The sequence below is a fragment of the Janthinobacterium kumbetense genome (assembly GCF_023703445.1).
Classification (GTDB): Bacteria; Pseudomonadota; Gammaproteobacteria; order Burkholderiales; family Burkholderiaceae_D; genus Janthinobacterium; species Janthinobacterium kumbetense.
On sequence record NZ_JAMQGR010000001.1, the window covers coordinates 718,773 to 741,500 of the forward strand.

Genomic DNA, 22,728 nt, shown 5'->3' on the forward strand with positions numbered 1-22,728 from the left:
CGCGCCAGCAGCCGCTGTTGCGCAGGCAGCAGCCATGCACCATTTTCCCCGCGCTGGCGCTGGCACGCGTCTTGCGAAAGTAGAGACAGGACTGACCCGTATTCCAACCCCAACGAATGGAGCATGACATGACGGACGTGGCACAAGCGGAAGCACAACAAGTACAGGTGCAGGAGTTGACGGCGGCCGAACTGGCCTTCGTGGAGCAGGTGCGCCGCGATGCGCAGATCGCCTTCGACGGCTTGCGCGAGACGGGCAGCCTGACGGCCAACGGCACGGTGGGCTTCGTCGAGCGCACGCCGGGCGGCGACAAGGTGGTGGTGGTCAACGATCCGGGCCCGTTCCGCCGCGGCCAGGCCCTGAAGGCGGCCGTGCTGGCGCTCGATGGCACGGTGCTCGTGGGCGATGCGAACAACGGCGGCGCGCGCTACTTAAAACTGTTCCGCGAGCGCCCGGAGGTCACGTCGATCTCGCACGTGCACTCGCCGTCGCTGGGCGCGTGGGCGCAGACGCACCGCACCCTGCCGATCCGCTACGTGCCCGTGCAGCGCTACCAGCTGGTGCGCGAAATTCCCATCTATATCGACCGCCGCCAGCCGGAAGTCGATTTCATCCTCGGCGAAATCGCCCGCAACACGCACGCGACGGCCATCCTGGAAGCGAATGGCGGCACCACCGTGTGGGGCAAACAGGGCTTGCTGAAGCTGGCCGAGTTCATCTTGCTGCTGGAAGAGGGCGCGAAGATCCAGATCGCGGCCGAAGCCATCGGCGGTTCGCGCGATTTCGGCCCAGGCGTGCTGCTGCAGCAATGGAAGATGAGCAAGCTGATCGACACGGCGCGCGCCTTGTCGCTGCTGCCCGCCACCGACCTGGTGTAACCCTTTCACGAACAGGCCCGCAATGTCATTGAAATTCTTACGTTTGAGCTGGCGCAAGCTGTCTGCCGCCATCGTGGCGGCCAGCCTGCTGGCGCCAGCCATCGCTGTGGCGGCCGAGCCGCTGCCGGCCGCCGTGCGCATCGCCGTCGTGGCCCGCACGGCGCCGTCCGGCAAGACCGTGTTTGCCGGTTCCGCCGCCCAAGTGGCGTCAACAGGCTGGCTGTCGGCCGAACTGGGCAAGCTGGGCGTGAAGCTGGAATGGGTGCCCGTCACCACCAATTCCGTGGCGACGCAGGTCAACGAAGCGTTTGCCAACCATTCGATCGATCTGGCCCAGTATGGCGACTTGCCGTCGATTATCGCCAATGCCTCGGGCTTGCAGACGCGGCTGATCCTGCCCGGCGGCAGCGCCAACAACACCTATCTGGTGGTGCCGAACGGTTCCACGGCCCGTTCGATCAAGGATTTGAAGGGCAAGAAGATCGCCCTGCACCGGGGGCGGCCATGGGAATACCCATTTGCCCGCCTGCTGGAAGCGAATGGGATGACCTTGCGCGATGTCAAGATTCTCAACCTCAATCCGCAGGCGGGCGCGGCGGCCGTGGCGACGGGCGGCGCGGACGCCTTCTTTACCCTCAGCGACGCCTTCTTGCTGGAAGATAAAAAGGTGGGCAAGATCATCTGGGCGAGCAAGGCGCCGCCGCAGGACTGGAAGATGCGCGCCGAACTGTGGGCCGACAGCGGCTTCCTGCAACGCTGGCCGCAGCTGGCCCAGCTGGTGGTGACGGCCTATGTGCGCGAACACCACCGGGCCGCCGGCGCCGGCGGCGAAGAAGAGTATGTGCGCACCGAGGCGGCCGCGGGCCAGGTGGAAAGCGTGGTGCGGCGCGAACTGGCGGGCGACCACACGCCGTGGCAGGCGCGCTGGTCGCCCCTGTTTACGGCCAGCCTGCGCCAGCATTACGTGGGCGAGGCGGCATATGCGAAGAGCGCGGGCCTGATCGGGCGGCCCCTGCAAGTCGACAGCCTGTTCGCGCCCCAGTTCGTCAACACGGCGCTGGCGCAGCTGAAACTGCAAACGTACTGGGCGCCATGACTTCGATCGCCCGCGCCATCGCCTTGCCGCGCCCCCCCGCGCCAGCGCGTGCAGCCTCAGTCCCCTTGCTGCAGCGCTTTATCCGTTCACCCTGGTCCGTGTGGGCGTCGCCGCTGGCCTTGCTGCTGCTATGGACGGCCGCCACCACCTTCGAGTGGATGCCTGCGCATATTTTGATGTCGCCATGGCAAGTACTGCTGACGGCGCGCGACCTGGCCGAGAGCGGCGAACTTGGCCAGCACCTGGGCATCAGCCTGTTCCGTCTGCTGGCCGGTTTCGGCCTGGGCGCCAGCGGCGGCCTGGCCTTTGGCGTCGTGCTGGGGCTGTCCCCTGGCTTGCGCGCCTATGTCGACCCCACCTTCAATGTCTTGCGCCAGTTGCCGACCGTCGCCTTGATCCCCTTGTTTATCTTGCTGTTCGGCATAGGCGAGAGTTTTAAAGTGTTTATCGTGGCCAAGGCCAGTTTCTTCATCGTCGCGCTGGCCGTGCATGACGCCATCCGCAACCTGTCGCTGCGCTACTTTGAGGTGGCGCAAGTGTATTGCTTCTCGCGCTGGCAGCGCATCCGCCTGATCGTCCTGCCGGCCATCGTGCCGGCCGCGCTGACGGGCATGCGCATCGCCCTGTCGCGCTCGTGGATGGTGCTGGTGGGTGCGGAATTGCTGGCTGCGGACAGCGGCTTGGGCCAGATGATGGAAATGGGCCGGCAAATGTTCCGCCTCGACGTGGTGATGGTGGGCGTGGTGCTGACGGGCGTGATCGGCTTCGGCCTGGACCGGGCTTGCCACGCGCTGGAAGCACGGTTGATGCGCTGGAAACGTAGTGGCGATGGTAAGGGGGGCGCCACATGAAACAACGTTTGATCCAGATCATCAAGGGCGCGCTGCTGCCGCTGGCCTTGCTGGGCGCCTGGCAATGGGCGTCCGGCCAGGGCGCGGCGGCGGCCTACATCTTTGTCTCCCTGGGCGACCTGGCGCACAGCTTGCGCGACTTGCTCGTCACGGGCGAGCTGTGGGTGCACCTGCGCGCCAGCCTGGGCCGTACCCTGTCCGGCTTGTTGCTGGGCGGCAGCGCCGGCATCGTCACGGGCGCGCTGATGGCGCAGTCGCCGCTGGCGGACCGATTGATCGGCCCCCTGTTCCACAGCATCCGGCAAGTACCGTTGCTGGGCCTGATTCCCTTGCTGGGCTTGTGGGTGGGCAATGGCGACGGCGCCAAGCTGCTGGTGATCGCCATCGCCGCCTTCTATCCCACCGTGCTCAACACCTATGCGGGCATGCGCCAGGTGGAAGGGAGATTGCGCGAAGTGGGGCAGGTGCTGACCCTGACGCGCTGGCAGACCTTGCGCCAGATCTTGTTGCCGGGCGCCATGCCGGCCATCGTCACGGGTGTCACGCATGCGCTGGCGTTTGCCTGGCTCGCTTGCCTGGGCGGCGAACTGCTGTTTTCGGCCGGTCCCGGCATGGGTTCATTGTTGCTCAATGGCGAAGTGTCGGGCCGCATGGATGTCGTCTTGCTGGCCGTGCTCGTGATCGCCTTGCTGGCGCAAGCGATGAACGTGGCGTTTGCGCGCCTGGCGCGCCTGCTGGTGAAGGGGCGCAGCAGTGAGTGAATCCCTGCCATTCCAACCGGACGCGGCCGTCAGCGCCCGCGAAGGGGAGCTGCGCGCCTTCTTGCTGCGCTTTATCGGCCTGACTTTGCTGTCGGGCGTGACCATCGGCATGAACAAGGTGCTGGCCACCTTGCTGGGCTTGCATTTGCACGTGAGCAATTTCCAGCTGGCCGCGATCAGCAGCGCGGAAACCCTGGCCATGGCGCTGGGCACCATTCCGGCCGGCTACATCTTGTCGCGCGGCAATCCGAAGCATCTGTACGCGGGTGTCAGCCTGAGCCTGGCGCTGGCCTTTTGCGTGCTGCCGTGGCTGCCCGGCTGGCAATGGGTGGCCTTGCTGATGTTTTTGGTGGGCTTGTGCATTTCGCTGCGCATCGTGGCCATGAGCACCGTGTTTCTCGTGCGCTTGCCGGAACTGGGGCAGGGCAAGGCGGGCTGGTACAAGGGGACGTTGATACTCGGCATGCAGTTCCTGGGACCCCTGTGCGGCAATTACCTGATCGCGCAACTGGGGCTGAAGGCGGGCTTTTTGATCTCTGCCCTGATGTTCGCCATCCTGGCCGTGCTGGGCTGGCAAGTGTTGCCTGACAATACGGCGCCGCGCAAGCAGGCGGGCCACTCCACGCTGCCAAGCGCGGCCAGCCTGCGCGAACTGCTGCGTCTGCCCATCGTGCGCGTGACTTATCTGTTTGAAATCCTCGCCAGCTTCACGGCGTCCAGCGTGGGCGTGTTTTCCATCTTGCTGGCCATCCGCGTGCTGCACTGGCCTGCGCACCACTCCGTCTGGCTGATGGCCGTGCAGGGACTCAGCTGCGTGCTCGTGCTGCTGTTCCTGGGGCGCTTCGTGCTAGCCAGCCGCTACCGCGAGCAACTGTATGGCGGCGCCCACCTGGCCATCATGGCGGCCTTGCTGATCCTGGGCCTGTGGCCTTCCAGCATCGCCTACCTGGGCGCCTCCGTGCTGCTGGGACTGGGACTGGGCGTGAATAACCTCGTCAATACGGACAATATCGCCCGCGCGCCCGTCGACAAGGCCCGCGTTTCCGCCCATCTGACCCTGTTCGGCATGGTGGGCGGCACGGCCGGCGCGCTGGCGGCGGGTCGCCTGGCCGACCTGACGGGCTTGCGCAATGTGTTCCTGATCTGGCTATTTCCCTGGCTGGCCGCCTGGCTGGTTTTCCACGGCAGCCGCTGGCTGCGCCGCTCGCCGCCCGCCGCCATTCCTTCCCTTGCCCCCACCGCAGAGAGTGCGCCATGAATGATTTTGTTTCCCCATCGACCTTGTCGCCGCAACAGCAGCACCTGAGCGGCGGCTTGCAAGTGCAGCACGTGAGCAAGTCGTTTTCCCTGAAAGGCGCGCCGCTGCCCGTGCTCGACGATATTTCGCTGACCATCGCGCCGGGCGAATTCGTCGCCATCGTGGGCGCGTCCGGTTGCGGTAAATCAACCCTGCTGCGCCTCTTGGCGGGCCTGGACACGGATTACACGGGCTTGCTGCTGCACGATGGCGCGCCCATCCGTGGCACGGATCTGCGCCGGGGCCTCGTGTTCCAGGATCACCGCCTGTTTCCCTGGCTGACGGTGCAGCAAAACGTGGCCGTGGCTTTCAGCAATACCAAGGTGCCGCTGGCCGAGCGCGAAGCCCGCGTGGCGGCGGAAATCACGCGCGTGGGCCTCGATGGCTATGCGGATGCGTATCCGCATCAGTTGTCTGGAGGCATGTCACAGCGTGCGGCGATTGCCCGCGCCCTCGTGGGACGGCCCGACGTGCTGCTGCTGGACGAACCGCTGGGCGCGCTCGACGCGCTGACCCGCTTGCGTTTGCAGCAGGAATTGCGCCGCCTGTGGCAGGACGAGGGCATCACCATGGTGATGGTCACGCATGACATCGATGAAGCCGTCTACCTGGCCGACCGCATCGTCGTGCTCGACGCGCGTCCCGGCAAGGTGCGCCGCGTGCAGGACGTGCCGCTGGCCCATCCGCGCCAGCGGGGTTCGGCCGGCTTTGTCGCCATCCGCGACGGCTTGCATGCGGATTTCAGCGACCTCGACGAATCGCACGCGCCCGTGGCGCGGGAAGAACACCCCAGCAGCTTGTGGGATGGCAATGAATGGGCGCGCAGGATGGCGCTGTAGTTTTTTTGATATCTATCAACCTGGAGATACAAGATGAGCAATAGCAACGCACTCGACACCCTGTGGTACACGCGCTGCCCCGTCCCCACGGGCCTGGGGATAGCCCTGCAGCAAGGCTGGCTGGAAGAAGCCTTGCGCGCCGACGGCACCAGCTTGCGCTCGCTGCGCGAATCGGACCAGGAAGCCGTGCGCGAATCGCATTTCGACCATACCCTGCAAAATTCCGTGCGCCACGGCGGCAATATCCCCGCCCTGTGGGCCCGCGCGGCGGGACGCGAGACGCGCGTGATCGGCCTGTCGTGGTCGGACGAGACGCAGCTGATATTGACCTTGCCCGGCAGCGGCATCCAGACGGTGCGCGACTTGAAGGGCCGGCGTTTCGGCTTGCCCCTGTGGGCCAGGGCGCAGATCGACTTTGCGCGCGCGCAAGCCTTGCGGGGGCTGGAAAATGCGCTGAGCCTGGAAGGGCTGGCCGTGGCGGACGTGGAACTGGTCGATTATGTGGTCAACACAGGCCAGAGCGAGGCGCCGCCGGAAAAGGGCGCGGCAACGAATCTGTTCAGCGGCGCGCGGCGCGGCGGGCAAAGCCCTGAATTGCTGGGCCTCTTGCGGGGCGAGGTGGACGCCATCTTCCTGAAAGGCGCGTCGGCCGCCCAGCTGGCGCAGCAGTTCGGCTTGCATACGGTGATCGACACGGGCAGCCACCCGGAACCCTTGATCCGCGCCAACAACGGCACGCCGCGCACCCTGAGCGTGGATGCGCACTTGCTGGACAACCATTTTGCTTCCGCCGTCACCCTGGTCGACCAGGTGCTGCGGGCAGAAGCGTGGGCGCGCGGCCATGCGGACGAGACGCGCCGTTTCCTGGCGCGCGAATCGAATGCCAGCGAGCACTGGGTGCAGGTGGCCTACGGCAAGGATGCGCATCTGCGCCTGGACACGGACCTGGCGGAAACGTCGATCGCGGGCTTGCAGGATTTCAGCGATTTCCTGTTCCGCTGGAACTTCCTGCCCAGCAAGGTCGACGTGCGCGCGTGGATCGACCCCCGTCCTTTCGAAGCGGCGCTGGCGCACGCGCGCCGGGCGGCTTGAGCGGGAAGTACGTCAACAGTGGCCATGCTTGATGATGAGGAGAATGCGATGCGGCGACGCACGGTGATGGGCGGGCTGGCGCTGCTGCCCCTGGCGGGACAGGCAGTGTCGGCGGCGAAGGCGGGGGTGCCGCCGGCGGCCCTGCGCATCGCCTCGACGGGCTTTGAGGAAAACGGCAAGGCGGAGCTGGGCGGCATCGCTTACCGGGTGCAGCAGGAAGGCTGGCTGGCGCGCGAACTGAAGCAGCGGGGCGTGCGGCTGGAATGGCTGCCCGTCACGGGCGACACGGGCGCCACGATGAATGAAGCGTTCGCCAGCGGACGCATCGACATGGCCGCGTATGGCGACTTGCCGTCCGTCATACTCAACGCGGGCGGCGTGCGCACGCAGGTGATCGTGCCGGCGGGGCGGGGCACGGACCAGTTCCTGCTCGTGCCCACCGGTTCGCGCGCCACGTCCCTGGCCGACCTGAAAGGCAAGCGCATCAGCGTGCACCGGGGCCGGCCGTGGGAACTGGGCTTGCGCCAGCTGATCGCCGACCAGCGCATGTCGCCCACGGATTTCCGCCTGATTAATATGGACCTCAAACCGGGCACGGCCGCGCTGGCCACGGGCGCCGTCGACGCCTTGTTCATGATCAATGGCTATCCGCTGGAAGACAAGGGCATCGGCCGCATCATCTGGTCCAGCAAGGGCTTACCCGAGCGTAAAATGCGCGCGGAACTGTGGGCGCGGCGCGATTTTACGCAAGCCCATCCCGACATCTCGGAACTGGTGGCCACGGCCTGGCTGCGGGCCCAGCACTGGGCGGCGCTCGACGGCAACCGCGAAGCCGTCATCAAGGATGGCACGCGCAACGGCACGCCCGACAGCGTGGTGCGGCGCAGCTACGATGATCCGGGCTTGCAGTGGAAGGAGCGCTGGTCGCCCCTGTATGACGACGCCGTGTACCGCCATTACCGCCGGGTGCTGGCGTTTGCGCAGGAACAAAAGCTGATCCGGCAACCGTTGACGGCGGAAGAATTGCTGGAGCCGCGTTTCGTCGCGGCCGGCTTGAAAAAGCTGGGGCTGGCCAATTACTGGGAACCGGCCAAGGTGTAGCGTCAGCGCGGGACGCGGCTCAATGGGGCAGGCATACGCGTCCCGCCACGTTGATCACGTCGTCGCCCGCATGTGCGCGCAGTTGCAGCAGCATCAGGGCCACGCCCAGCATCAGCGCGGCTGCGCAGAGTTTCTTGTGCATCGTCTTTTCCGTTTTTATGCTCGATGGAGCTTGGTTGTCATATTTACAGCCATATTATTGCCGAAATTCATGTGTGCGGGCTGAGCTTGTGCCAGGCGTGCTTTACAATTATGCATCTTGCGCATCCGCGCCATCTGAATGCTATGCATAGTATGTGAAGGGAATGACAAGCCTGTGACTTCCAAGCCGATCAAGATCGCCGCCACCGTTGTCGTGGCACTCGCCGCTGGGGCCGGCATTTATACGTACACCCGTCCCGCCGCCACCGCCATGCCGGGCGCTCCCGCCGCGGGCAATCCGGCCGCCGCACCCCAATCGAGCGTCGACACGGCCGCCGTGGCCGCCCAATTCCGCGACTTGCTGGGCAATTTCCGCAAGATTATCGTGCTGCTGGCCGACGAGCAGAGTCTGCCCGAAGGGGCGCGCGATGAAGCCCGCAAAGTGGGGCAGGCGCTGTTCCATGAAAACCAGGAGCGCATCGCCAGGCTCGATGCGGCGCTCGACCAACTGACGGCGCCCACCAATCCGGGCCGCTTCGAGGCGCTCGACAGTTTATTGACCTATATCGAATCCGATCCTGGCCTGTACGACGCGGACCGCCTGGCCTTCCGCGAACTGCTGCAAAGCATGCTGGCCGACGTGGCCAAGGATTCGTCCTTGCCGGCGATCAAGCTGCACAAGCGCATTTCCGAAGACCTCGACGCGCTGGGCGAGATCGAGCGCAATTACGAGAAGGAAATCCGGCAAATCTTCGGCAACCTGGGCCAGCGCGCCATCGAACTCAAGCGTGAACGGTGGGACGATTACGTGGCGCAGCTGAAGAAACTCTACAGCCGCGAACAGATTCTCAAGGAAAACGGCATCGTCGTGCCCTATGCAACACCGCCGGCTGGCTCCGTGCCCGAAGCCAAGCCCGCACCCAAGAAGGACGAAGCGGAAATATTCGGCCTCGGCTTGCCGAAGAAAACCATCGTGCTGACCTTTGACGACGGCCCGCACCGCCGCTACACGGAAGAAATCAGCGCCATCCTGAAACAGTATGGCGTGCCGGCCGTGTTCTTCAACGTGGGCCGTAACCTGGGCAGTCTGGACGCGGAAGGCCACGCCAAGCTGGGCGCGGGCGCGGAAGTGAGCCGCAAGCTGATGAAAGAGGGCTATGCCGTGGGCAACCACAGTTTCAGCCACGCACAATTGTCGAAACAGACGGGCGACAAGCTGAAAGGCGAAATCCTCGGCACCGATACGCTGTTGAAGGCCATCAGCCCCGAGCGGGCCGCGCTGTTCCGCTTTCCGTATGGCGCGCGCAACAGCGAAGGCATGGCCGCGCTGGCCGATGCGCACTTGAAATCCGTGATGTGGAATATCGATTCGCTGGACTGGGCCGACCCCGTGCCCAGCTCGATCACCAATCGCGTGCTGGCATCCGTCGACAAGGCGGGACGGGGCATCGTCCTGTTCCACGACATCCATGAACGTACGGTGAAAGCCTTGCCGGCCGTGCTCGACAAGCTGATCGCCGAAGGCTATCAATTCGCGGGCTGGGATGGCACGAGCTTCCAGGTCGCGAAAAGCACGGCCCCGGCGCCGGAAAAGGTGCCCGTCACCACCGGTTACGCCAATTCCTGGGCCGTGGTGATCGGCATCGACGATTACGCCAAGTGGCCGAAATTGCAATATGCGGTGCGCGACGCGCAAGGCATCCGCGAGACGCTGATCGAGAAATTCGCGTTCGCGCCCGAACGTGTCGTGACCCTGAAAAACGGCGAAGCGACGCGCAACAATATCCTGGCCGCCTTCCACGACAAGCTGGCGCATGGCGGCGTGCAAAAGAATGACCGCATCTTCGTCTTCTTCGCCGGCCATGGCGCCACGCGCAAGCTCAGTTCCGGACGCGACCTCGGCTACATCGTGCCCGTCGATTCCGATCCGGCGCAGTTCGCCACGGATGCGATTCCGATGACGGAAATCCAGAATATCGCGGAATCGCTGACGGCCAAGCACGCGTTCTTCGTCATGGATGCCTGCTACAGCGGCCTGGGCCTGACGCGCGGCGCCGGCTCCAGTTCCTTCCTGCGCGACAACGCCAAGCGCATCGGCCGGCAAATGCTGACGGCGGGCGGCGGCGACCAGCTGGTGGCCGACGGCGGACCGAACGGCCACTCCGTGTTCACGTGGACCTTGCTGCAAGGCTTGGCGGGCAAGGGCGACCTGAACGGCGACGGCCTCATCACGGCCACGGAACTGGCGGCCTACGTGGCGCCGGCCGTGTCCAGCGTCTCGAACCAGACGCCCGCATTCGGCAGCCTGCCCGGCTCGGAAGGGGGCGATTTCGTCTTTGAATTGCCGGGTGAAACGGAATTCCTCAGCCCGAACACGACGCAGCTGTCGACGGAAGCCATCGCCCTGAACAGCAAGCTGGACGCCAAGCCGGCAGCGGCAAGCGTGACGGTGAAGGATTTGCAGGGCGGCGAACAGAAGATCGTCACGCCGGGCGCCGTGCCGACGTCCACGCGCCAGCTGGCGCAGCGGGCCAACGACCGGGGCTTGCAGCTGTACAAGGAGAAACAGTATGCGGCGGCGGAAGCGCAATTTACGGAAGCGCTGAAATTGCGTCCCGACTTTGCGCTGGCGGCGAACAACCTGGGCTTTGTCTTCTACAAGCAGGAAAAATACCGCGAAGCGGCCCGCTGGTTTGAAAACACGGTCAAGATGGACCCGTCGCGCGCCATTGCCTACCTGAACCTGGGCGACGCGTATGCCAAGGCCGGCGATGCCGCCAAGGCGAAAGCGGCCTATAAAACCTATCTGGAACTGGCGCCGACGGCTTCGACGGCGCCGGCCGTGCGGCAAAAGATGGAGAAGCTGTAAGCGTGTCCGACAGCGCGCCCATCGTCCACGTATTTGCCTGCAACGGGCGCTTTCCCAGCTGGGAAGCGCTGCAGGCTTATCTGTCGCCCACGTACACGGAAGACGGCGATGCCGTGCCGTCGCCATTCTTTCTGGAAACGGGCCTCACGTCCTATGAGCCGGCCTGTTTCGAGAGCGCCATGCTGGCGTCGGCCGCGCCGCTGGCGCAGCTGCTCGATGGCGCGTCGTATGGCGACAGCTGGCTGGCGCAGGCATGCGCGGATGCGCAGGCGCAGGGCGTGCTGGCCGATGCCAGCGTGTGCGTGTTTGCGCCGAATCAGCTGGCGCACCCGCAGCGCAGTTCGCTGCATTACGTGGGCAGTTACCGTTACTGCGTGGAAGATTGAGCGCCATCCCCCCGTTCCTCATGCAATAGCTTGTTGACGCTGGCCAGCAGGCTGGTGCCCGAGGTGGTGATGAAGCGTGCGCCGGCCGCCTCCGCTTCCGTGCCGTAGCTGGCGATCGTATCTTTGCTGCAATACACGATGATGGGCAGTCCGGGCTGGGCTTGCTGCACTTCGCGCACCGTGCGTATGCCCGCATCCTTGATGCGCCGGCGGTTTTCCACCCGCGCCATGTCCGTGATGAGCAGCGCATAGGGCTTTTGTTGCAGCATGGCCAACGCCTGCCGCGTCGAAACCGCCTGGTCCACCTTGATGTTTTCCCGTTCCAGCTGTTCCACCAGCAAGGTATTGTTGCGCGGATGGTCGTCCAGCCACAGCACCAGGCTGGCGGGTTTTTTCTCCGCCGGCATGCCGGCCAGGGCCGTGACGGCCGCGCCCTCGCACGGCGGATGGGCCAGCAACAGCTGCGTCACGGCTTCCTGCATGTCCTCCAGCGATTTTTGCTGCAAACGGCTCAGTTCCGCCACTTCGATTTCCTTGCCGCTTTGCAGGCGCACGGATTCGTTCTTGACCATGCTGTCGGCGCGCTTGATCATGATCGACAGGTAAATACGCGTGAGCAGGTAGCCGATCAGAAAACCATGCACGGAAAAGAACAGCATGATGCCGCCCACGACGGCCATGGCTGTGGGCGTGTCCGTGTCCAGGCTCGGTGCGATGAAGGCGGCCATGTTGCGCGCGCTGCCGGGCAGGCTTTTGAGCTCGATCAAGCCCACGCCGACGATGATTTTCGTCAGCCAGTCCGACACTTCCACCAGATTCGAATTGATTTCCATGGGCGTGGGCGTGCCCAGGAACAGGGTATTGCTGGCATTGCCCGTCGCCGCATCGGCCCCGGCGGCCGGCGGCTCGTCCGTGGGGCGGTCCTTGCCATTGCTGCGCTCGTCGTGCGGCGCCACGTTGACGGTGCCCGAGGGCAGGGTGCGCGGTATGCCGAACAGGAATCCCAGCAGCATGCCGCTGACGCAAAAGCCCAGGCTCCACAGCAGGGCCGGCACGGCATGGTAATAGGGCGGCAACAGGGCGCCCGCCAGCACGGCGAGCAGCCCCGCCAGCAGGATGAACAGCAGGATATATGGCAGCACGTCGCGCTTGCGCACGTCGGAAGGGGGACTGCCTGCCTTGCCGGTGCTGTCGTTCAGGTTCACGCTCGCTCCTTGAAAAGGCTGAATCCAGGCGCCCATCCGCCGCGTATATAGCCAGCAGGAGCCCGTACTGACATCATAAAAACTGGAGACGCGATGCTATTGAGAAAACGCAAACTGGTGGCAGCTTGTGCACTGGCATTGTTGGGCATGGGGCGCCAGGTGGCGGCGCAGGGGCCGGCCGATGCCGCCGCAGGGGCCGAAGAGTCGCGCACCGTGCGCGTGACGGGCCACTATGACAACGCCGTCGGCACGTCGGACGCGGCCAGCCAGGGCGTCATCACCAATGAACTGATCGTCAACCGGCCCGCCTTGCGCACGGGCGAGTTGCTGGAATTCGTGCCGGGGCTGATCGTCACCCAGCACAGCGGCGACGGCAAGGCCAACCAGTATTTCCTGCGCGGCTTTAACCTTGACCATGGCACGGATTTTGCCACCTACGTCGACGGCATGCCCGTCAACATGCGCACGCATGCGCATGGGCAAGGCTATTCCGACCTCAATTTCCTCATTCCCGAGCTGGTGCAGCGCATCGATTACAAGAAGGGGCCGTATTTCGCCGGCGAAGGCGATTTTTCCTCGGCAGGCAGCGCCCGCATCCGCCTGGCCGACAAATTGCCGCAAGGCCAGGCCAGCGTATCCGTCGGCCAGCACGGCTATGTGCGCGGCGTCGTGGCCGATTCGGCCGCTGCCGGGCCTGGCACCTTGCTGTACGGCCTCGAAGTGAACCGCAACAACGGTCCCTGGGACGTGCCGGAAAACGTGCGCAAATACAGCGGCGTGCTGCGCTACAGCCAGGGCACGCCGGACGACGGCTTCAGCGTGACCGGCATGGCGTACAAGAACAGCTGGAACGCCACGGACCAGGTGCCGCTGCGCGCCGTGGCGTCGGGCCAGATCGGCCGTTTCGGCTCGCTGGCGCCCAGTGACGGCGGCGACATGTCGCGCACCAGCCTGTCGTACGCCATGCGCAAGCGCACGGAGAAGGGGCTGTTCGAACTGGATGCCTACCTGATCCGCTCGCAACTGGAGCTGAACAGCGATTTCACCTATTTCCTCGCCAACCCGGTCGCCGGCGACCAGTTCCAGCAAAGCGAGCGGCGCACGGTGGCGGGCGTGAACGCGGCCGAAAGCTGGAGTACGGAGCTGGCGGGACTGCCCATGCGCAACAAGGTCGGCGTGCAGGCCCGCTACGACCGCTTGTCGCCCGTGGGCCTGTACAACACGGTGGATCGGGTACGGCAGAGTACGGTGCGCGAAGACAGCGTGCGCGAAGCCAGCGTCGGCCTGTACGGCGAAAACACCGTGCAATGGCTGCCGTGGCTGCGTTCTGTGGCGGGCTTGCGCTACGACGCCTACCGTTTCAATGTGGCCAGCAGCATAGCCGGCAACAGCGGCGCGGCGAACGACCACGTGGTGTCGCCCAAGCTGTCCCTGATTCTTGGTCCGTGGAGCAAGACGGAATTCTTCGTGAACTACGGCAAGGGTTTCCATAGCAACGATGCACGGGGCACGACGCAGACGCGCCTGCCTGACGGGCAAGCTGCCACGCCCGTGACGCCCCTGGTGCCGACGAAAGGCGTGGAACTGGGTGCGCGCACGGAATGGCTGCCGGGACTGCAAAGTTCGCTGGCCCTGTGGCGCCTCGACATCGCGTCGGAACTGCTGTTCGTCGGCGACGCGGGCGAGACGGAAGCGAGCCGCGCCAGCCATCGCCACGGCATCGAATGGAACAACCATTACATCGCCGCGCCCTGGCTGCTGTTCGACCTGGATCTGGCCGCCTCGCGCTCGCGTTATACGCAAAACGATCCGGCGGGCAACCACATCCCCGGTGCCATCGACAAGGTGGCTTCGTTCGGCGTGACGGTGACGGACCAGGGCCCGTGGTCGGGCGCTTTTCAATTGCGCTATTTCGGCCCCCGTCCCTTGATCGAGGACAATAGCGTGCGCTCCGCGTCGACTACACTGGCGTATGCGCGCCTGGCGTATCAGCTCAACCGCAAGACGCGGCTGTCGCTCGACGTGTTCAACCTGTTCAACAAGCGCGCCAGCGATATCGATTACTACTATGCGTCGCGCCTGCCTGGCGAGGCGGCGGACGGGGTGAACGACCGGCATTTCCATCCGGTGGAACCGCGCTCCGCGCGTTTGACCTTGTCATATGCGTTCTGATAACGGTAGACTGGGGCATGACCGATCATTTAGTAAATACCAGTAAATTTCTTTCCCTCATATTGCGCCACGCCCCCGAAAAAATCGGCCTCGCGCTCGATACCAACGGCTGGGCCGACATCGGCCAGCTGCTGGCGCAATCGGCCCGGCATGGCCGCCGCCTTTCCCGTGAACAATTAGAGGACGTGGTGGCGCGCGACAGCAAGACGCGCTACGCCATCAGTGCCGACGGCTTGCGCATCCGCGCCAACCAGGGCCACTCCCTGGCCGCCGTCGATATCGCTCTGCCGCCCGCCACGCCGCCCGCCATGCTGTACCACGGCACGGCCAGTCGCTTTGTCGAAGCGATTCGTGCCGGCGGTTTGCTGCCGGGATCGCGCAACCACGTGCACCTGTCGTCCAGCCGCGAAACGGCCGTCGCCGTGGGCGCGCGCCACGGCAAGCCCGTCGTGCTGACGGTGGATGCGGCCGCCATGCAGGCGCAGGGCCACGTGTTTTATGTGTCCGACAACGGCGTGTGGCTGACTGACGCCGTGCCGCAGACCTTCATCACTTTTCCCTGAGGGGCGCTTCCACGCCCGAATAGGCCAGCACGGCGTCGGGCAGGCGCGCGCCCCGGATAGGAATGGCCGCGACAGCCTGGTTCAGCTCGGCTACTTCTCCCGACGTCAACCGCACGTGCGCCGCACCGATATTGTCCAGCAGGTGCGCCATCTGCGTGGTGCCGGGAATCGGCACGATCCACGGCCGCTGCGCCATCAGCCAGGCCAGGGCGATCTGCGCCGGTGTCACCTGCTTGCGCGTGGCCCAGCTATTCACCAGGGCCACCAGCGCCAGGTTGTGCGGCAGGTTTTCCGGTGAAAAACGCGATTCGAGCTGGCGGATGTCGCCGTCGGCAAAGCGGGTCTTCGCGTCGATGGCGCCTGCCAGGAAGCCCACGCCCAGCGGGCTCCACGGCACGAAGCCGATGCCCAGTTCCTCGCACAGGGCCAGCACGCCATCTTCCGGCCCGCGCCACAGCATCGAGTATTCGCTTTGCACGGCGGAAACGGGCAGGGCGGCATGGGCGCGCCGCAGCGTTGATAATCCCATCTCGGACAAGCCCCAGTGCAGCACCTTGCCTTCTTTCATGAGGTCCCGCACGGCGCCGGCCACGTCCTCGATCGGCACTTGCGGGTCGACCCGGTGCTGGTACAGCAAGTCGATGCGGTCCGTGCGCAGGCGTTGCAGCATGCCTTCGACGGCCAGCTTGATGTGCGCGGGGCGGCTGTTCAAGCCCGGACGGCGCTGGCCCGTCTGCTGGTCGATGTCCCAGCCGAACTTGGTGGCGATGACGATGTCGTTGCGAAACGGCGCCACGCCTACGCCCAGTATCCGCTCCACCTCGTGCGGTCCGTACGCCTCGGCCGCGTCAAACAAGGTGACGCCCCGCTCGAACGCCGTGCGGATGATCCTGTGCATCTCCGGGCGGCTGGGGATCGTCGTCTGGTAGGTGCGGCTCATGTTTTGCACGCCCAGGCCCAGGCTCGATACTTCCAGCTGGCCCAGCTTGCGGCGGTTCGCCACCGTTGCCTGCACCGTCCGGTCCTGCGCCTGGCCGATCAACGGTGCGGCGGCCAGGCCGCCCGCCGCCAGCAGGAAGTCGCGACGGTCCGTGGGCGTGTCGTGTTTGCTTGTCATGAAGCTATCCCTTCAGATATCGAGCTTGCGTGCGGCCATCCACTGGACGATGGCCGGGTCGCGGTGTGAAAAGAAGCTGCTGCTGCCCGTTTCCAGGGTGGCGATGGCGGCCATGTCCGCTTCGTCCAGGTCGAAATCGTCGATGGCCAGGTTTTCCGCCATGCGCGCGCGGCGCACGGTCTTGGCCAGCACGGCGATGCCCCGGTGCGTCAGCCAGCGCAGGACCACCTGGCCGACGGACTTGCCGTGCTTGCCAGCGATGCCCAGCAGCAATTCATTCTGGAACAGGTTGTTGCGGCCCTCGGCGAACGGCGCCCACGCTTGCGGCTGCACGCCGTGCTCGAGCATGAAGGCCACGCTGTCCGCCTGCTGGTGGAAGGGGTTGATCTCGATCTGGTTGACGGCGGGCGCGATGTCGTTGAAGGCGATGAGGTCCATCAAGCGGTCCGCATGAAAATTGCTCACGCCGATGGCGCGCAGCTTGCCGCTGCGATACGCATCCTGCATGGCGCGCCACGATCCGTGGACGTCGCCGAACGGCTGGTGGATCAGGAACAAGTCCAGGTAATCGAGCTGCAAACGCTGCAGCGACTGCTCGATGGCCTGTGCCGTGCGCTCGTAGCCCGTGTCCTGCACCCACAGCTTGCTGGTGACGAACAGCTCCTCGCGCGCGACGCCGCTGCGGGCGATGCCCTGGCCGACGGCCGCTTCGTTCAGGTAGGAAGCGGCCGTGTCGATCAGGCGGTAGCCGGCGGCGATGGCGTCGATGACGCTGCGCTCGCATTCGGCAGGGTCGGGAATCTGGAAGACGCCGTAGCCGGCGACGGGCATGGTGATGCCGTTATTCAGGGTGACGCGGTTCATGGCAAGCTCCTTCAGTCATTAACAGGAGCTACTGTACGGCGTCTGCCACCTATTGATAAGCCGTTGGAATCGACATACTCTTATTAGCTGAGCTAATGAATGAGGGCTTTGGCCCTGGCTTGCCCCTGGCGCTTGCGGCGCCAGATCAGCACGCCCGATACGCTCAAGCCTGCCACCAGCACGCCCATGGCGCAGATGAACATCTTAAAGGGCCAGCCCCACATCGAGGCCATGTGCAGGGCGCTGATCCAGCTGCGGATGGTGTCGCCGCTGGCCGCGCCCGTGGGCAGCCACGCGGCCAGTTGCCGGCCGCTGGCCGCGTCGAAGAAGACGGTGGTCAATCCCTTGTGGGCGCGCACGTCGCGGCTGCTGCGCACGTTGTAGCTGTACACGCCCAGCGCGCGTTCGTAGGACAGCGCGTTTTCCTCGACGATGGCGAACGCGTGCCGCTGCGCCAGCGCGTGCATCAACAGGCGCCCCTGCGCGCGCGCAGCGGGCCAGTCCAGGTGCGGGCCCGGCGACGGCGTGTGCCGCGCCACCGCTTCCTCGGCCCCCTGGTGCGGGAACAGCGGCTGCATCACGGCCGCATACACGCCGTACAGGTTGAAGGCGACGCCGCTCCAGGCAAACACCAGCAGCATGGCCCACAGCCACAGGCCGCCTGCGCGGTGCAGGTCGAATATCAGTTTATAGCTGCCGCCGTGGCGGCGCAGCAGCCAGGACGGACGCCAGCGCAGCAGCCACGGTTTGCTGCCCGGCGAGCGTTTTTTCAGGCGCGCGGGGAAGGTCAGGGCGGCGCCGATGAAGCAATCGACCGTCCACACGATGGCGACCAGGCCGAAGATGAACAAGCCCGTGTCGCCCAGCGCCAGCGCGTAATGCAGGCGCTCGATGAAGGGCAGCAGGTTGATGGCGCCCTGGCTTATCTCGCCCCAGCGACGCTGGCCCAGCACGGCGCCCGTGTAGGGATCGACAAACACTTCGTCGCTGGCCAGCGGCGCGTCGCCGGGCGGGCGCAGGTAAAACACCATGCTGCGGCCGGGCGGCGCGGACAGGGGCGCGTACGTGACGCTCGCCTGGGGAAAGCGCGCGGCGACGGACTCGCGCAGCAGCAGGGCGTCGAGGGGCGCCGCGCCCGGCGCGGGCGGCGCTGCGCGGAAGACGGCGGGCAGCATGGCCGCTTCCAGTTCATCCTTCCATGCGAGCGCGCTGCCCGTGACGCCGGCCACGATGAGGAAGCCGGCCATCAGCAGGCCCGCGTAGCGGTGCAGCGCCGCCAATGCGGGGCGCATGTGCAGCGATGGCATCAGAACCTGTACATCGCGCTGACGTTGGCCGTGCGTTCCGCATTGCGGTAGCACAGGTTCGGCAGGTAACCGCAGTCATACAGGGTCTGCTTGTCGAGCACATTGTTGACGTTGAGGGAAAACTGCCACGGCCCGCGCGACACGCCCAGCGCCGCATCCCACTGCGTCAGGCCGCCATTGCGGATGTTCAGGTTGTCGCCGTCGGAGTTCGAGCGCATGGCGCCCAGAAAGCGCATGCCCAGCGCCGCATACGCGGGCAAGGCCGTGCCCAGGTCGAACGCCTGGCGCGCCCAGGCCGAGGCGCTGTGGCGCGGCGCGCCCGACTGCTGCAAGCCAAGGTCGCCGTTATTGCTCTTCCTGACCTCCGTATCGAGGTAGGTGTACTGCGCGATCAGGCTCAGACGGCTGGCGAACTCCGTGCGCGCTTCCAGTTCCAGGCCGCGCGAGCCCACTTGTCCCGTCTGCAGCAGGCTGCCCGGGTTGCCGATGTCGGAGGTGGTGACGTTGTCGCGCACCAGGTCGAACACGGCGGCCGTGTAGCTGGCGCGCTGGCCCACGGGTTCATAGCGCACGCCAGCTTCGAATTGCTTGCCGCGCGACGGCTTCAGGGCGTCGCCGTTGGCCGTGACGCCCAGTTCGGGCGAGAATGAGGTGGCGTAGCTGACATATGGCGCCCAGCCGCCATCGAACAGGTAGACGGCGCCCACGCGGCCCGTGGTGGCCGACGGCGACTGATGGTAGTCCGCTTTCACGCTGCCGGCATGGAGGTCGGTGACGTCGCGCGATTGCGTCGCCTTGTCGCGGCGCAGGCCCGCCGTCACGACCCAGCGGTCCCATTTGATTTGATCCTGCGCATACAGGCCCAGCTGGCGCGACGGGGCGTCCGCGCGGGTCGGCGACTTGGCCGGGACCAGGGGCTGCTTGCCATACACGGGCTGGTACAGGTCGATCGGCTCGATAAAGCCCTGCTGGTGGCGGTATTCGTCCGTGTTGCGGATGTTCGCGTAATCGACGCCCAGCAGCACCTGGTGCGCCAGGCTGCCCGTGGCGAAGCGCGCCTGCAGCTGGGTATCGGCGAACAGGCTTTTCGACGCCGTATCGACGGGCATGAAATAGCGCTTCACCGTGCCATCGTCATTCAAGCCCAGGGGGAACATGTCCGTGCGGTCGTTTTTCAAGTGCGTGTAGCGCAGGTTCTGGCGCAGCGACCACGTATCGTTGAACGCATGCTCGAACTCGTAGCCCAGCATGGTATTGCGGCGCTTGAAGCGGTTGTCGTCGCCCATCAGGTTGACACCGGGGTCGACCTGGCCGCGCTGGCCCGGTACCAGCAGCTGGTTGGGAAACGCGTATTGCTGGTTGTCCTGCTCGTAGCGGGCCAGCAGGGTCAAACGCGTGGCCGGTCCTGCCTGCCAAGTGAGGGACGGCGCGAAGTACAGGCGGTTGTCGCGGTCGCGATCCAGCCGCGTGTCCGCTTCGCGGCCCAGCATGACGACGCGCCAAGTCCAGGCGCCTGGCGCGTCGAGCGTGCCGCCCACGTCGGCTTTCAGCTGGCGGCGCTGGTAGCTGCCGTACTCGATACCCACTTCGCGCACGGCGTCCGCGCTGGGACGCTTGCTGACGGCGTTGACCATGCCGCCCGGCGGAATCTGCCCGTACAGCACGGAGGCGGGGCCGCGCAGCACTTCCAGGCGTTCCAAGCCATACGGCTCGATGGAGGCGCCAAACGTGCGGCCCGAATTGCGCAAGCCATCTTGCAGGATGCCGTTCGTTTCGATGGTGAAGCCGCGCAGCAGCGAGGAATCGTCGCTGCCCAGCGGGCGCTGGTTCGGCGTCACGCCTGCCGTGTAGCGCAGGGTCTCGTCGAGCGATTCGGCGTTGCGGTCGCTGATTTCATCGGCCGTGACGACGGACACGGATTGCGGGTTTTCATTTAAGGCCGTATCCGTCTTGGTGGCCGAGGCGGCGCGCCGCGCCACGTAGCCGCGCACGGGGCCAGTCGCCGTTTCGCGTTCGCTGCTGGCATTGATGGTGATGGCGGGCAGGGTGGCGCTGGCCTGCGCCGCCTGTGCGCTTGCCGGCGCCGGCAATGGCGTTGCCGAGGCGTCCGCCCGCAGCGCATAGGCGCCGTTGGCGCCCGTCACGACGCGCACGCCCTGGCCGCGCAGCAGTTCGTCGAAGCCCTGGCGCACGGTATAGCTGCCTGCCAGGCCGCCGCTGCGCTTGCCCTGCAAGAGGGCCGCGTCGGCCGACAGTTCCACGCCGGCCGCGCTGGCAAACGCGGTCAAGGCCCGCTCCAGCGGTCCGGCGGGGATCGCGTAGGGGCGCTTGGCTTGCGCATTCTCAAGCGTTTGCGCGTGGGCGGCAGGGGCCGTGGCGGCCAGGGCGCCCATGGCGGCGCCAGCCAGGAACAGGGCCTGGATGGCGACGGCGAGGGGGAATGGACGCAGCTTGGGGGCGGTCGGGCGAGGGGGCATGGTGCAGATCCTTGGAAAGTGGAAGGAAAAAATCGGTTCTTCCCGTATTCCGAACGAAAAGCCAAAACCCTCAACGTTTTTTCATTTATTTTGCCTATATTTTTCAGGACGCCTGGCGCGGCCCCACGCTGACCCAGTAGCGCGTGCGGTAGCGCAGCTGCACGGGCAGGCTCAGGGCCAGGTTGGCCAGCGAGCGGTCCGTGTCGCGCAGCGAATACACGCCCGTCACGCGCAGGCCGGCGATGGATGCGTCGCAGCGCAGCACGCCGTGACGGTAGCGTCCCAGCTCGGCCAGCAGTTCGCCCAGCGGCATGCGTTCGGCCACCAGGCGGCCATCGGCCCAGGCGGCGGCGCTGTCTTCCACCTTGCCGATGTCTTGCACTGCGCGGCGCGTATAGCCGGCCTGCTGGCCCGCCTGCAGGTGTACGGGCGCGGCGCCGTCCTGCCGCGGCTGCAGGGCGACGGCGCCCTGGAACACGGCCACCTTGCTGGCGTCGGCATCGAGGCGCACGCCAAAGCGCGTGCCCAGCGCCGTGGCCGTGCCTTGCGGCGTCGCCACCAGCAGCGGACGGTAGACAGGCGCCGTTTCGTGCGCGCTGGTGACGAGGATGGCGCCCGCGCGCAGCACGATGCGCCGTTCGCCGGCGCTGTATGCCACGTCGATGGCGCTGGCCGTGTCCAGCACCACCTGCGTGCCGTCGGCCAGCACGATGGCGCGCGTCTCGCCCACAGCCGTGCGGTAATCGCTGGCGGCGCGCTGCCACAGGCCCGATTCGTGCGCCAGCAGGGCCGTGCCGCCGCCCGCCGCGATCAATCCCAGCAGCTGCAAGGCGCGCCGGCGGCCGGCGGCATGGCGCCGGGCCGGCGCCAGCGCACCGCGCGCCACCTCGCGGGGCAGGGCCTCGAATTGGCGGGCGAAGCGTTGCAGCCGGGCCCAGGCCCGTTCGTGCTCGGGGTGGGCGGCGCGCCAGGCGGCGCAGGCGTCGGCATCGGCCGCGCTGGCGTCTTCCGCCCACAGCCGCGCCATCCACTCGGCGGCGCGCTGCAGCACGGCGGGGGCGATGGGAGGGCTGTCCAGTTGGGGGGTCATGCGCATTGCGCCATGCAGCAGGCCAGCAGCGCGCGGGCGATGTATTTTTCCACGGAGGAGACGGACACGTCGAGGCGCGCGGCGATGTCGGCGTAGGCCATGCCTTCGAGCTTGCACAGCAAAAAGGCGTCGCGCACCTTGTTCGGCAGGCTGGCCAGGATGGCGTCGATTTCCACCAGCGCTTCGACGATCAGCGCGCGCATTTCCGGCGTCGGCACCAGCGCTTCCGGCTGCGCGGCGATGGCGTCCGCGTAGGCTGACTCGATATGCCGGCGGCGGAACAGGTCGACCACCAGGCCGTTGGCGATCTGCGCCAGGTGCTGGCGCGATTCCACGGGAGCGGGCGCGCGGCCGCGCGCGAGGATGCGCAGATACGTGTCGTGCGCCAGGTCGGCCGCGTCGAAGGCGTTGCCCAGCTTGCGGCGCAGCCAGCCCTGCAGCCAGCCATGGTGGTCGCTGTAGAGGACTTCGATTTGCCGATGCAGTTCCAGTTCGGGGCGTAGCATGCAACCTTTCCATGCCACGGTCCACAGGACAGACAGGCCTTGATGCGATTGAGAATTGTTCGTATTGTAGCCCGATTGCCGGGACTTGTGGCCTGGCAGTGGCTGTCCAACAACGC

General features: G+C 66.0%; 20 protein-coding genes. 12 read left to right on the plus strand and 8 right to left on the minus strand.

The features are described from left to right. Positions 1-128 precede the first annotated feature (128 nt). From NCG91_RS03125 to NCG91_RS03160, 8 genes are read left to right on the plus strand one after another with little or no spacing between them, the layout of a single operon-like run. Positions 129-878: a class II aldolase/adducin family protein gene (locus NCG91_RS03125; RefSeq protein WP_251348532.1), complete on the plus strand. Its 750-nt coding sequence runs from the start codon at positions 129-131 to the stop codon at positions 876-878. Positions 879-900: 22 nt separating this feature from the next. Then, a complete protein-coding gene (locus tag NCG91_RS03130; RefSeq protein WP_251348533.1) occupies positions 901-1,974 on the plus strand; it encodes a PhnD/SsuA/transferrin family substrate-binding protein in 1,074 nt (357 codons plus the stop codon). Continuing rightward, the gene (locus NCG91_RS03135) at positions 1,971-2,825 is read left to right on the plus strand and encodes an ABC transporter permease (protein WP_251348534.1); all 855 of its coding nucleotides are present in this window, start codon (positions 1,971-1,973) and stop codon (positions 2,823-2,825) included. The genes NCG91_RS03130 and NCG91_RS03135 overlap by 4 nt, the downstream gene beginning before the upstream one ends. After that, positions 2,822-3,586 carry an ABC transporter permease gene (locus NCG91_RS03140; RefSeq protein ID WP_099667795.1) on the plus strand — a complete coding sequence of 255 codons (765 nt, stop codon included), beginning with the start codon at positions 2,822-2,824 and terminating at the stop codon, positions 3,584-3,586. The genes NCG91_RS03135 and NCG91_RS03140 overlap by 4 nt, the downstream gene beginning before the upstream one ends. Further along, on the plus strand, positions 3,579-4,844 hold the full coding sequence (locus NCG91_RS03145) for an MFS transporter (protein WP_251348535.1): 1,266 nt from the start codon (positions 3,579-3,581) through the stop codon (positions 4,842-4,844). Before NCG91_RS03140 ends, NCG91_RS03145 begins: the two co-directional genes overlap by 8 nt. Next, the gene (locus tag NCG91_RS03150) at positions 4,841-5,722 is read left to right on the plus strand and encodes an ABC transporter ATP-binding protein (RefSeq protein ID WP_251348536.1); all 882 of its coding nucleotides are present in this window, start codon (positions 4,841-4,843) and stop codon (positions 5,720-5,722) included. Before NCG91_RS03145 ends, NCG91_RS03150 begins: the two co-directional genes overlap by 4 nt. 33 nt (positions 5,723-5,755) lie before the next feature. Continuing rightward, the gene (locus NCG91_RS03155) at positions 5,756-6,814 is read left to right on the plus strand and encodes an ABC transporter substrate-binding protein (protein ID WP_251348537.1); all 1,059 of its coding nucleotides are present in this window, start codon (positions 5,756-5,758) and stop codon (positions 6,812-6,814) included. Between the two features lie 48 nt (positions 6,815-6,862). Next, positions 6,863-7,915, plus strand: a complete 1,053-nt coding sequence (locus tag NCG91_RS03160) for an ABC transporter substrate-binding protein (RefSeq protein ID WP_251348538.1) — start codon at positions 6,863-6,865, stop codon at positions 7,913-7,915. 19 nt (positions 7,916-7,934) lie between these two features. On the opposite strand, the gene NCG91_RS27960 is transcribed toward NCG91_RS03160, so the two are convergent. Further along, a complete protein-coding gene (locus NCG91_RS27960) occupies positions 7,935-8,057 on the minus strand; it encodes a hypothetical protein (protein ID WP_255206395.1) in 123 nt (40 codons plus the stop codon). A 174-nt stretch (positions 8,058-8,231) separates the two neighbouring features. Between NCG91_RS27960 and NCG91_RS03165 the strand changes: the two genes are divergently transcribed. Both NCG91_RS03165 and NCG91_RS03170 read left to right on the plus strand, forming a co-directional pair. Then, positions 8,232-10,925: a polysaccharide deacetylase family protein gene (locus tag NCG91_RS03165; RefSeq protein ID WP_251348539.1), complete on the plus strand. Its 2,694-nt coding sequence runs from the start codon at positions 8,232-8,234 to the stop codon at positions 10,923-10,925. Positions 10,926-10,927: 2 nt separating this feature from the next. Then, positions 10,928-11,311 (plus strand): immunity 22 family protein, encoded by a 384-nt coding sequence (locus tag NCG91_RS03170; RefSeq protein ID WP_099667801.1) that lies wholly within the window; start codon positions 10,928-10,930, stop codon positions 11,309-11,311. Here NCG91_RS03170 and NCG91_RS03175 read toward each other — a convergent pair. Beyond that, positions 11,293-12,516: a response regulator gene (locus NCG91_RS03175; RefSeq protein ID WP_251348540.1), complete on the minus strand. Its 1,224-nt coding sequence runs from the start codon at positions 12,514-12,516 to the stop codon at positions 11,293-11,295. The two genes, NCG91_RS03170 and NCG91_RS03175, sit on opposite strands and share 19 nt — an antisense overlap. Before the next feature lie 93 nt (positions 12,517-12,609). On the opposite strand from NCG91_RS03175, the gene NCG91_RS03180 reads away from it, so the two are divergent. Further along, positions 12,610-14,688 carry a TonB-dependent receptor gene (locus tag NCG91_RS03180; protein ID WP_251348541.1) on the plus strand — a complete coding sequence of 693 codons (2,079 nt, stop codon included), beginning with the start codon at positions 12,610-12,612 and terminating at the stop codon, positions 14,686-14,688. Between the two features lie 17 nt (positions 14,689-14,705). Beyond that, positions 14,706-15,251: an RNA 2'-phosphotransferase gene (locus tag NCG91_RS03185; RefSeq protein ID WP_251348542.1), complete on the plus strand. Its 546-nt coding sequence runs from the start codon at positions 14,706-14,708 to the stop codon at positions 15,249-15,251. Here the strand turns inward: NCG91_RS03185 and NCG91_RS03190 are convergent. From NCG91_RS03190 to NCG91_RS03215, 6 genes are all read right to left on the minus strand, one after another. Next, positions 15,238-16,368: an aldo/keto reductase gene (locus tag NCG91_RS03190; protein ID WP_251348543.1), complete on the minus strand. Its 1,131-nt coding sequence runs from the start codon at positions 16,366-16,368 to the stop codon at positions 15,238-15,240. The genes NCG91_RS03185 and NCG91_RS03190 overlap by 14 nt on opposite strands. A gap of 12 nt (positions 16,369-16,380) precedes the next feature. Further along, entirely contained in the window at positions 16,381-17,232 is an 852-nt protein-coding gene (locus NCG91_RS03195; RefSeq protein ID WP_251348544.1) for an aldo/keto reductase, read from the minus strand. Positions 17,233-17,324: 92 nt separating this feature from the next. Beyond that, complete coding sequence (locus NCG91_RS03200; RefSeq protein WP_251348545.1) at positions 17,325-18,539, minus strand: PepSY-associated TM helix domain-containing protein; 1,215 nt, start codon at positions 18,537-18,539, stop codon at positions 17,325-17,327. Next, positions 18,539-21,016 (minus strand): TonB-dependent siderophore receptor, encoded by a 2,478-nt coding sequence (locus NCG91_RS03205; RefSeq protein ID WP_251348546.1) that lies wholly within the window; start codon positions 21,014-21,016, stop codon positions 18,539-18,541. Before NCG91_RS03205 ends, NCG91_RS03200 begins: the two co-directional genes overlap by 1 nt. A 103-nt stretch (positions 21,017-21,119) precedes the next feature. Further along, positions 21,120-22,106, minus strand: a complete 987-nt coding sequence (locus NCG91_RS03210) for a FecR domain-containing protein (RefSeq protein WP_218965319.1) — start codon at positions 22,104-22,106, stop codon at positions 21,120-21,122. Next, complete coding sequence (locus NCG91_RS03215) at positions 22,103-22,612, minus strand: sigma-70 family RNA polymerase sigma factor (protein ID WP_099667809.1); 510 nt, start codon at positions 22,610-22,612, stop codon at positions 22,103-22,105. Before NCG91_RS03215 ends, NCG91_RS03210 begins: the two co-directional genes overlap by 4 nt. Positions 22,613-22,728 lie beyond the last annotated feature (116 nt).

What these genes read in the sequence shown, in the direction of transcription:
- NCG91_RS03125 (WP_251348532.1), top strand. Translation starts at nt 129, where the DNA reads ATGACGGACGTGGCACAAGCGGAAGCACAACAAGTACAGGTGCAGGAG.
- NCG91_RS03130 (WP_251348533.1), top strand. Translation starts at nt 901, where the DNA reads ATGTCATTGAAATTCTTACGTTTGAGCTGGCGCAAGCTGTCTGCCGCC.
- NCG91_RS03135 (WP_251348534.1), top strand. Translation starts at nt 1,971, where the DNA reads ATGACTTCGATCGCCCGCGCCATCGCCTTGCCGCGCCCCCCCGCGCCA.
- NCG91_RS03140 (WP_099667795.1), top strand. Translation starts at nt 2,822, where the DNA reads ATGAAACAACGTTTGATCCAGATCATCAAGGGCGCGCTGCTGCCGCTG.
- NCG91_RS03150 (WP_251348536.1), top strand. Translation starts at nt 4,841, where the DNA reads ATGAATGATTTTGTTTCCCCATCGACCTTGTCGCCGCAACAGCAGCAC.
- NCG91_RS03155 (WP_251348537.1), top strand. Translation starts at nt 5,756, where the DNA reads ATGAGCAATAGCAACGCACTCGACACCCTGTGGTACACGCGCTGCCCC.
- NCG91_RS03160 (WP_251348538.1), top strand. Translation starts at nt 6,863, where the DNA reads ATGCGGCGACGCACGGTGATGGGCGGGCTGGCGCTGCTGCCCCTGGCG.
- NCG91_RS27960 (WP_255206395.1), bottom strand. Translation starts at nt 8,057, where the DNA reads ATGCACAAGAAACTCTGCGCAGCCGCGCTGATGCTGGGCGTGGCCCTG.
- NCG91_RS03180 (WP_251348541.1), top strand. Translation starts at nt 12,610, where the DNA reads ATGCTATTGAGAAAACGCAAACTGGTGGCAGCTTGTGCACTGGCATTG.
- NCG91_RS03185 (WP_251348542.1), top strand. Translation starts at nt 14,706, where the DNA reads ATGACCGATCATTTAGTAAATACCAGTAAATTTCTTTCCCTCATATTG.
- NCG91_RS03190 (WP_251348543.1), bottom strand. Translation starts at nt 16,368, where the DNA reads ATGACAAGCAAACACGACACGCCCACGGACCGTCGCGACTTCCTGCTG.
- NCG91_RS03195 (WP_251348544.1), bottom strand. Translation starts at nt 17,232, where the DNA reads ATGAACCGCGTCACCCTGAATAACGGCATCACCATGCCCGTCGCCGGC.
- NCG91_RS03200 (WP_251348545.1), bottom strand. Translation starts at nt 18,539, where the DNA reads ATGCCATCGCTGCACATGCGCCCCGCATTGGCGGCGCTGCACCGCTAC.
- NCG91_RS03205 (WP_251348546.1), bottom strand. Translation starts at nt 21,016, where the DNA reads ATGCCCCCTCGCCCGACCGCCCCCAAGCTGCGTCCATTCCCCCTCGCC.
- NCG91_RS03210 (WP_218965319.1), bottom strand. Translation starts at nt 22,106, where the DNA reads ATGACCCCCCAACTGGACAGCCCTCCCATCGCCCCCGCCGTGCTGCAG.
- NCG91_RS03215 (WP_099667809.1), bottom strand. Translation starts at nt 22,612, where the DNA reads ATGCTACGCCCCGAACTGGAACTGCATCGGCAAATCGAAGTCCTCTAC.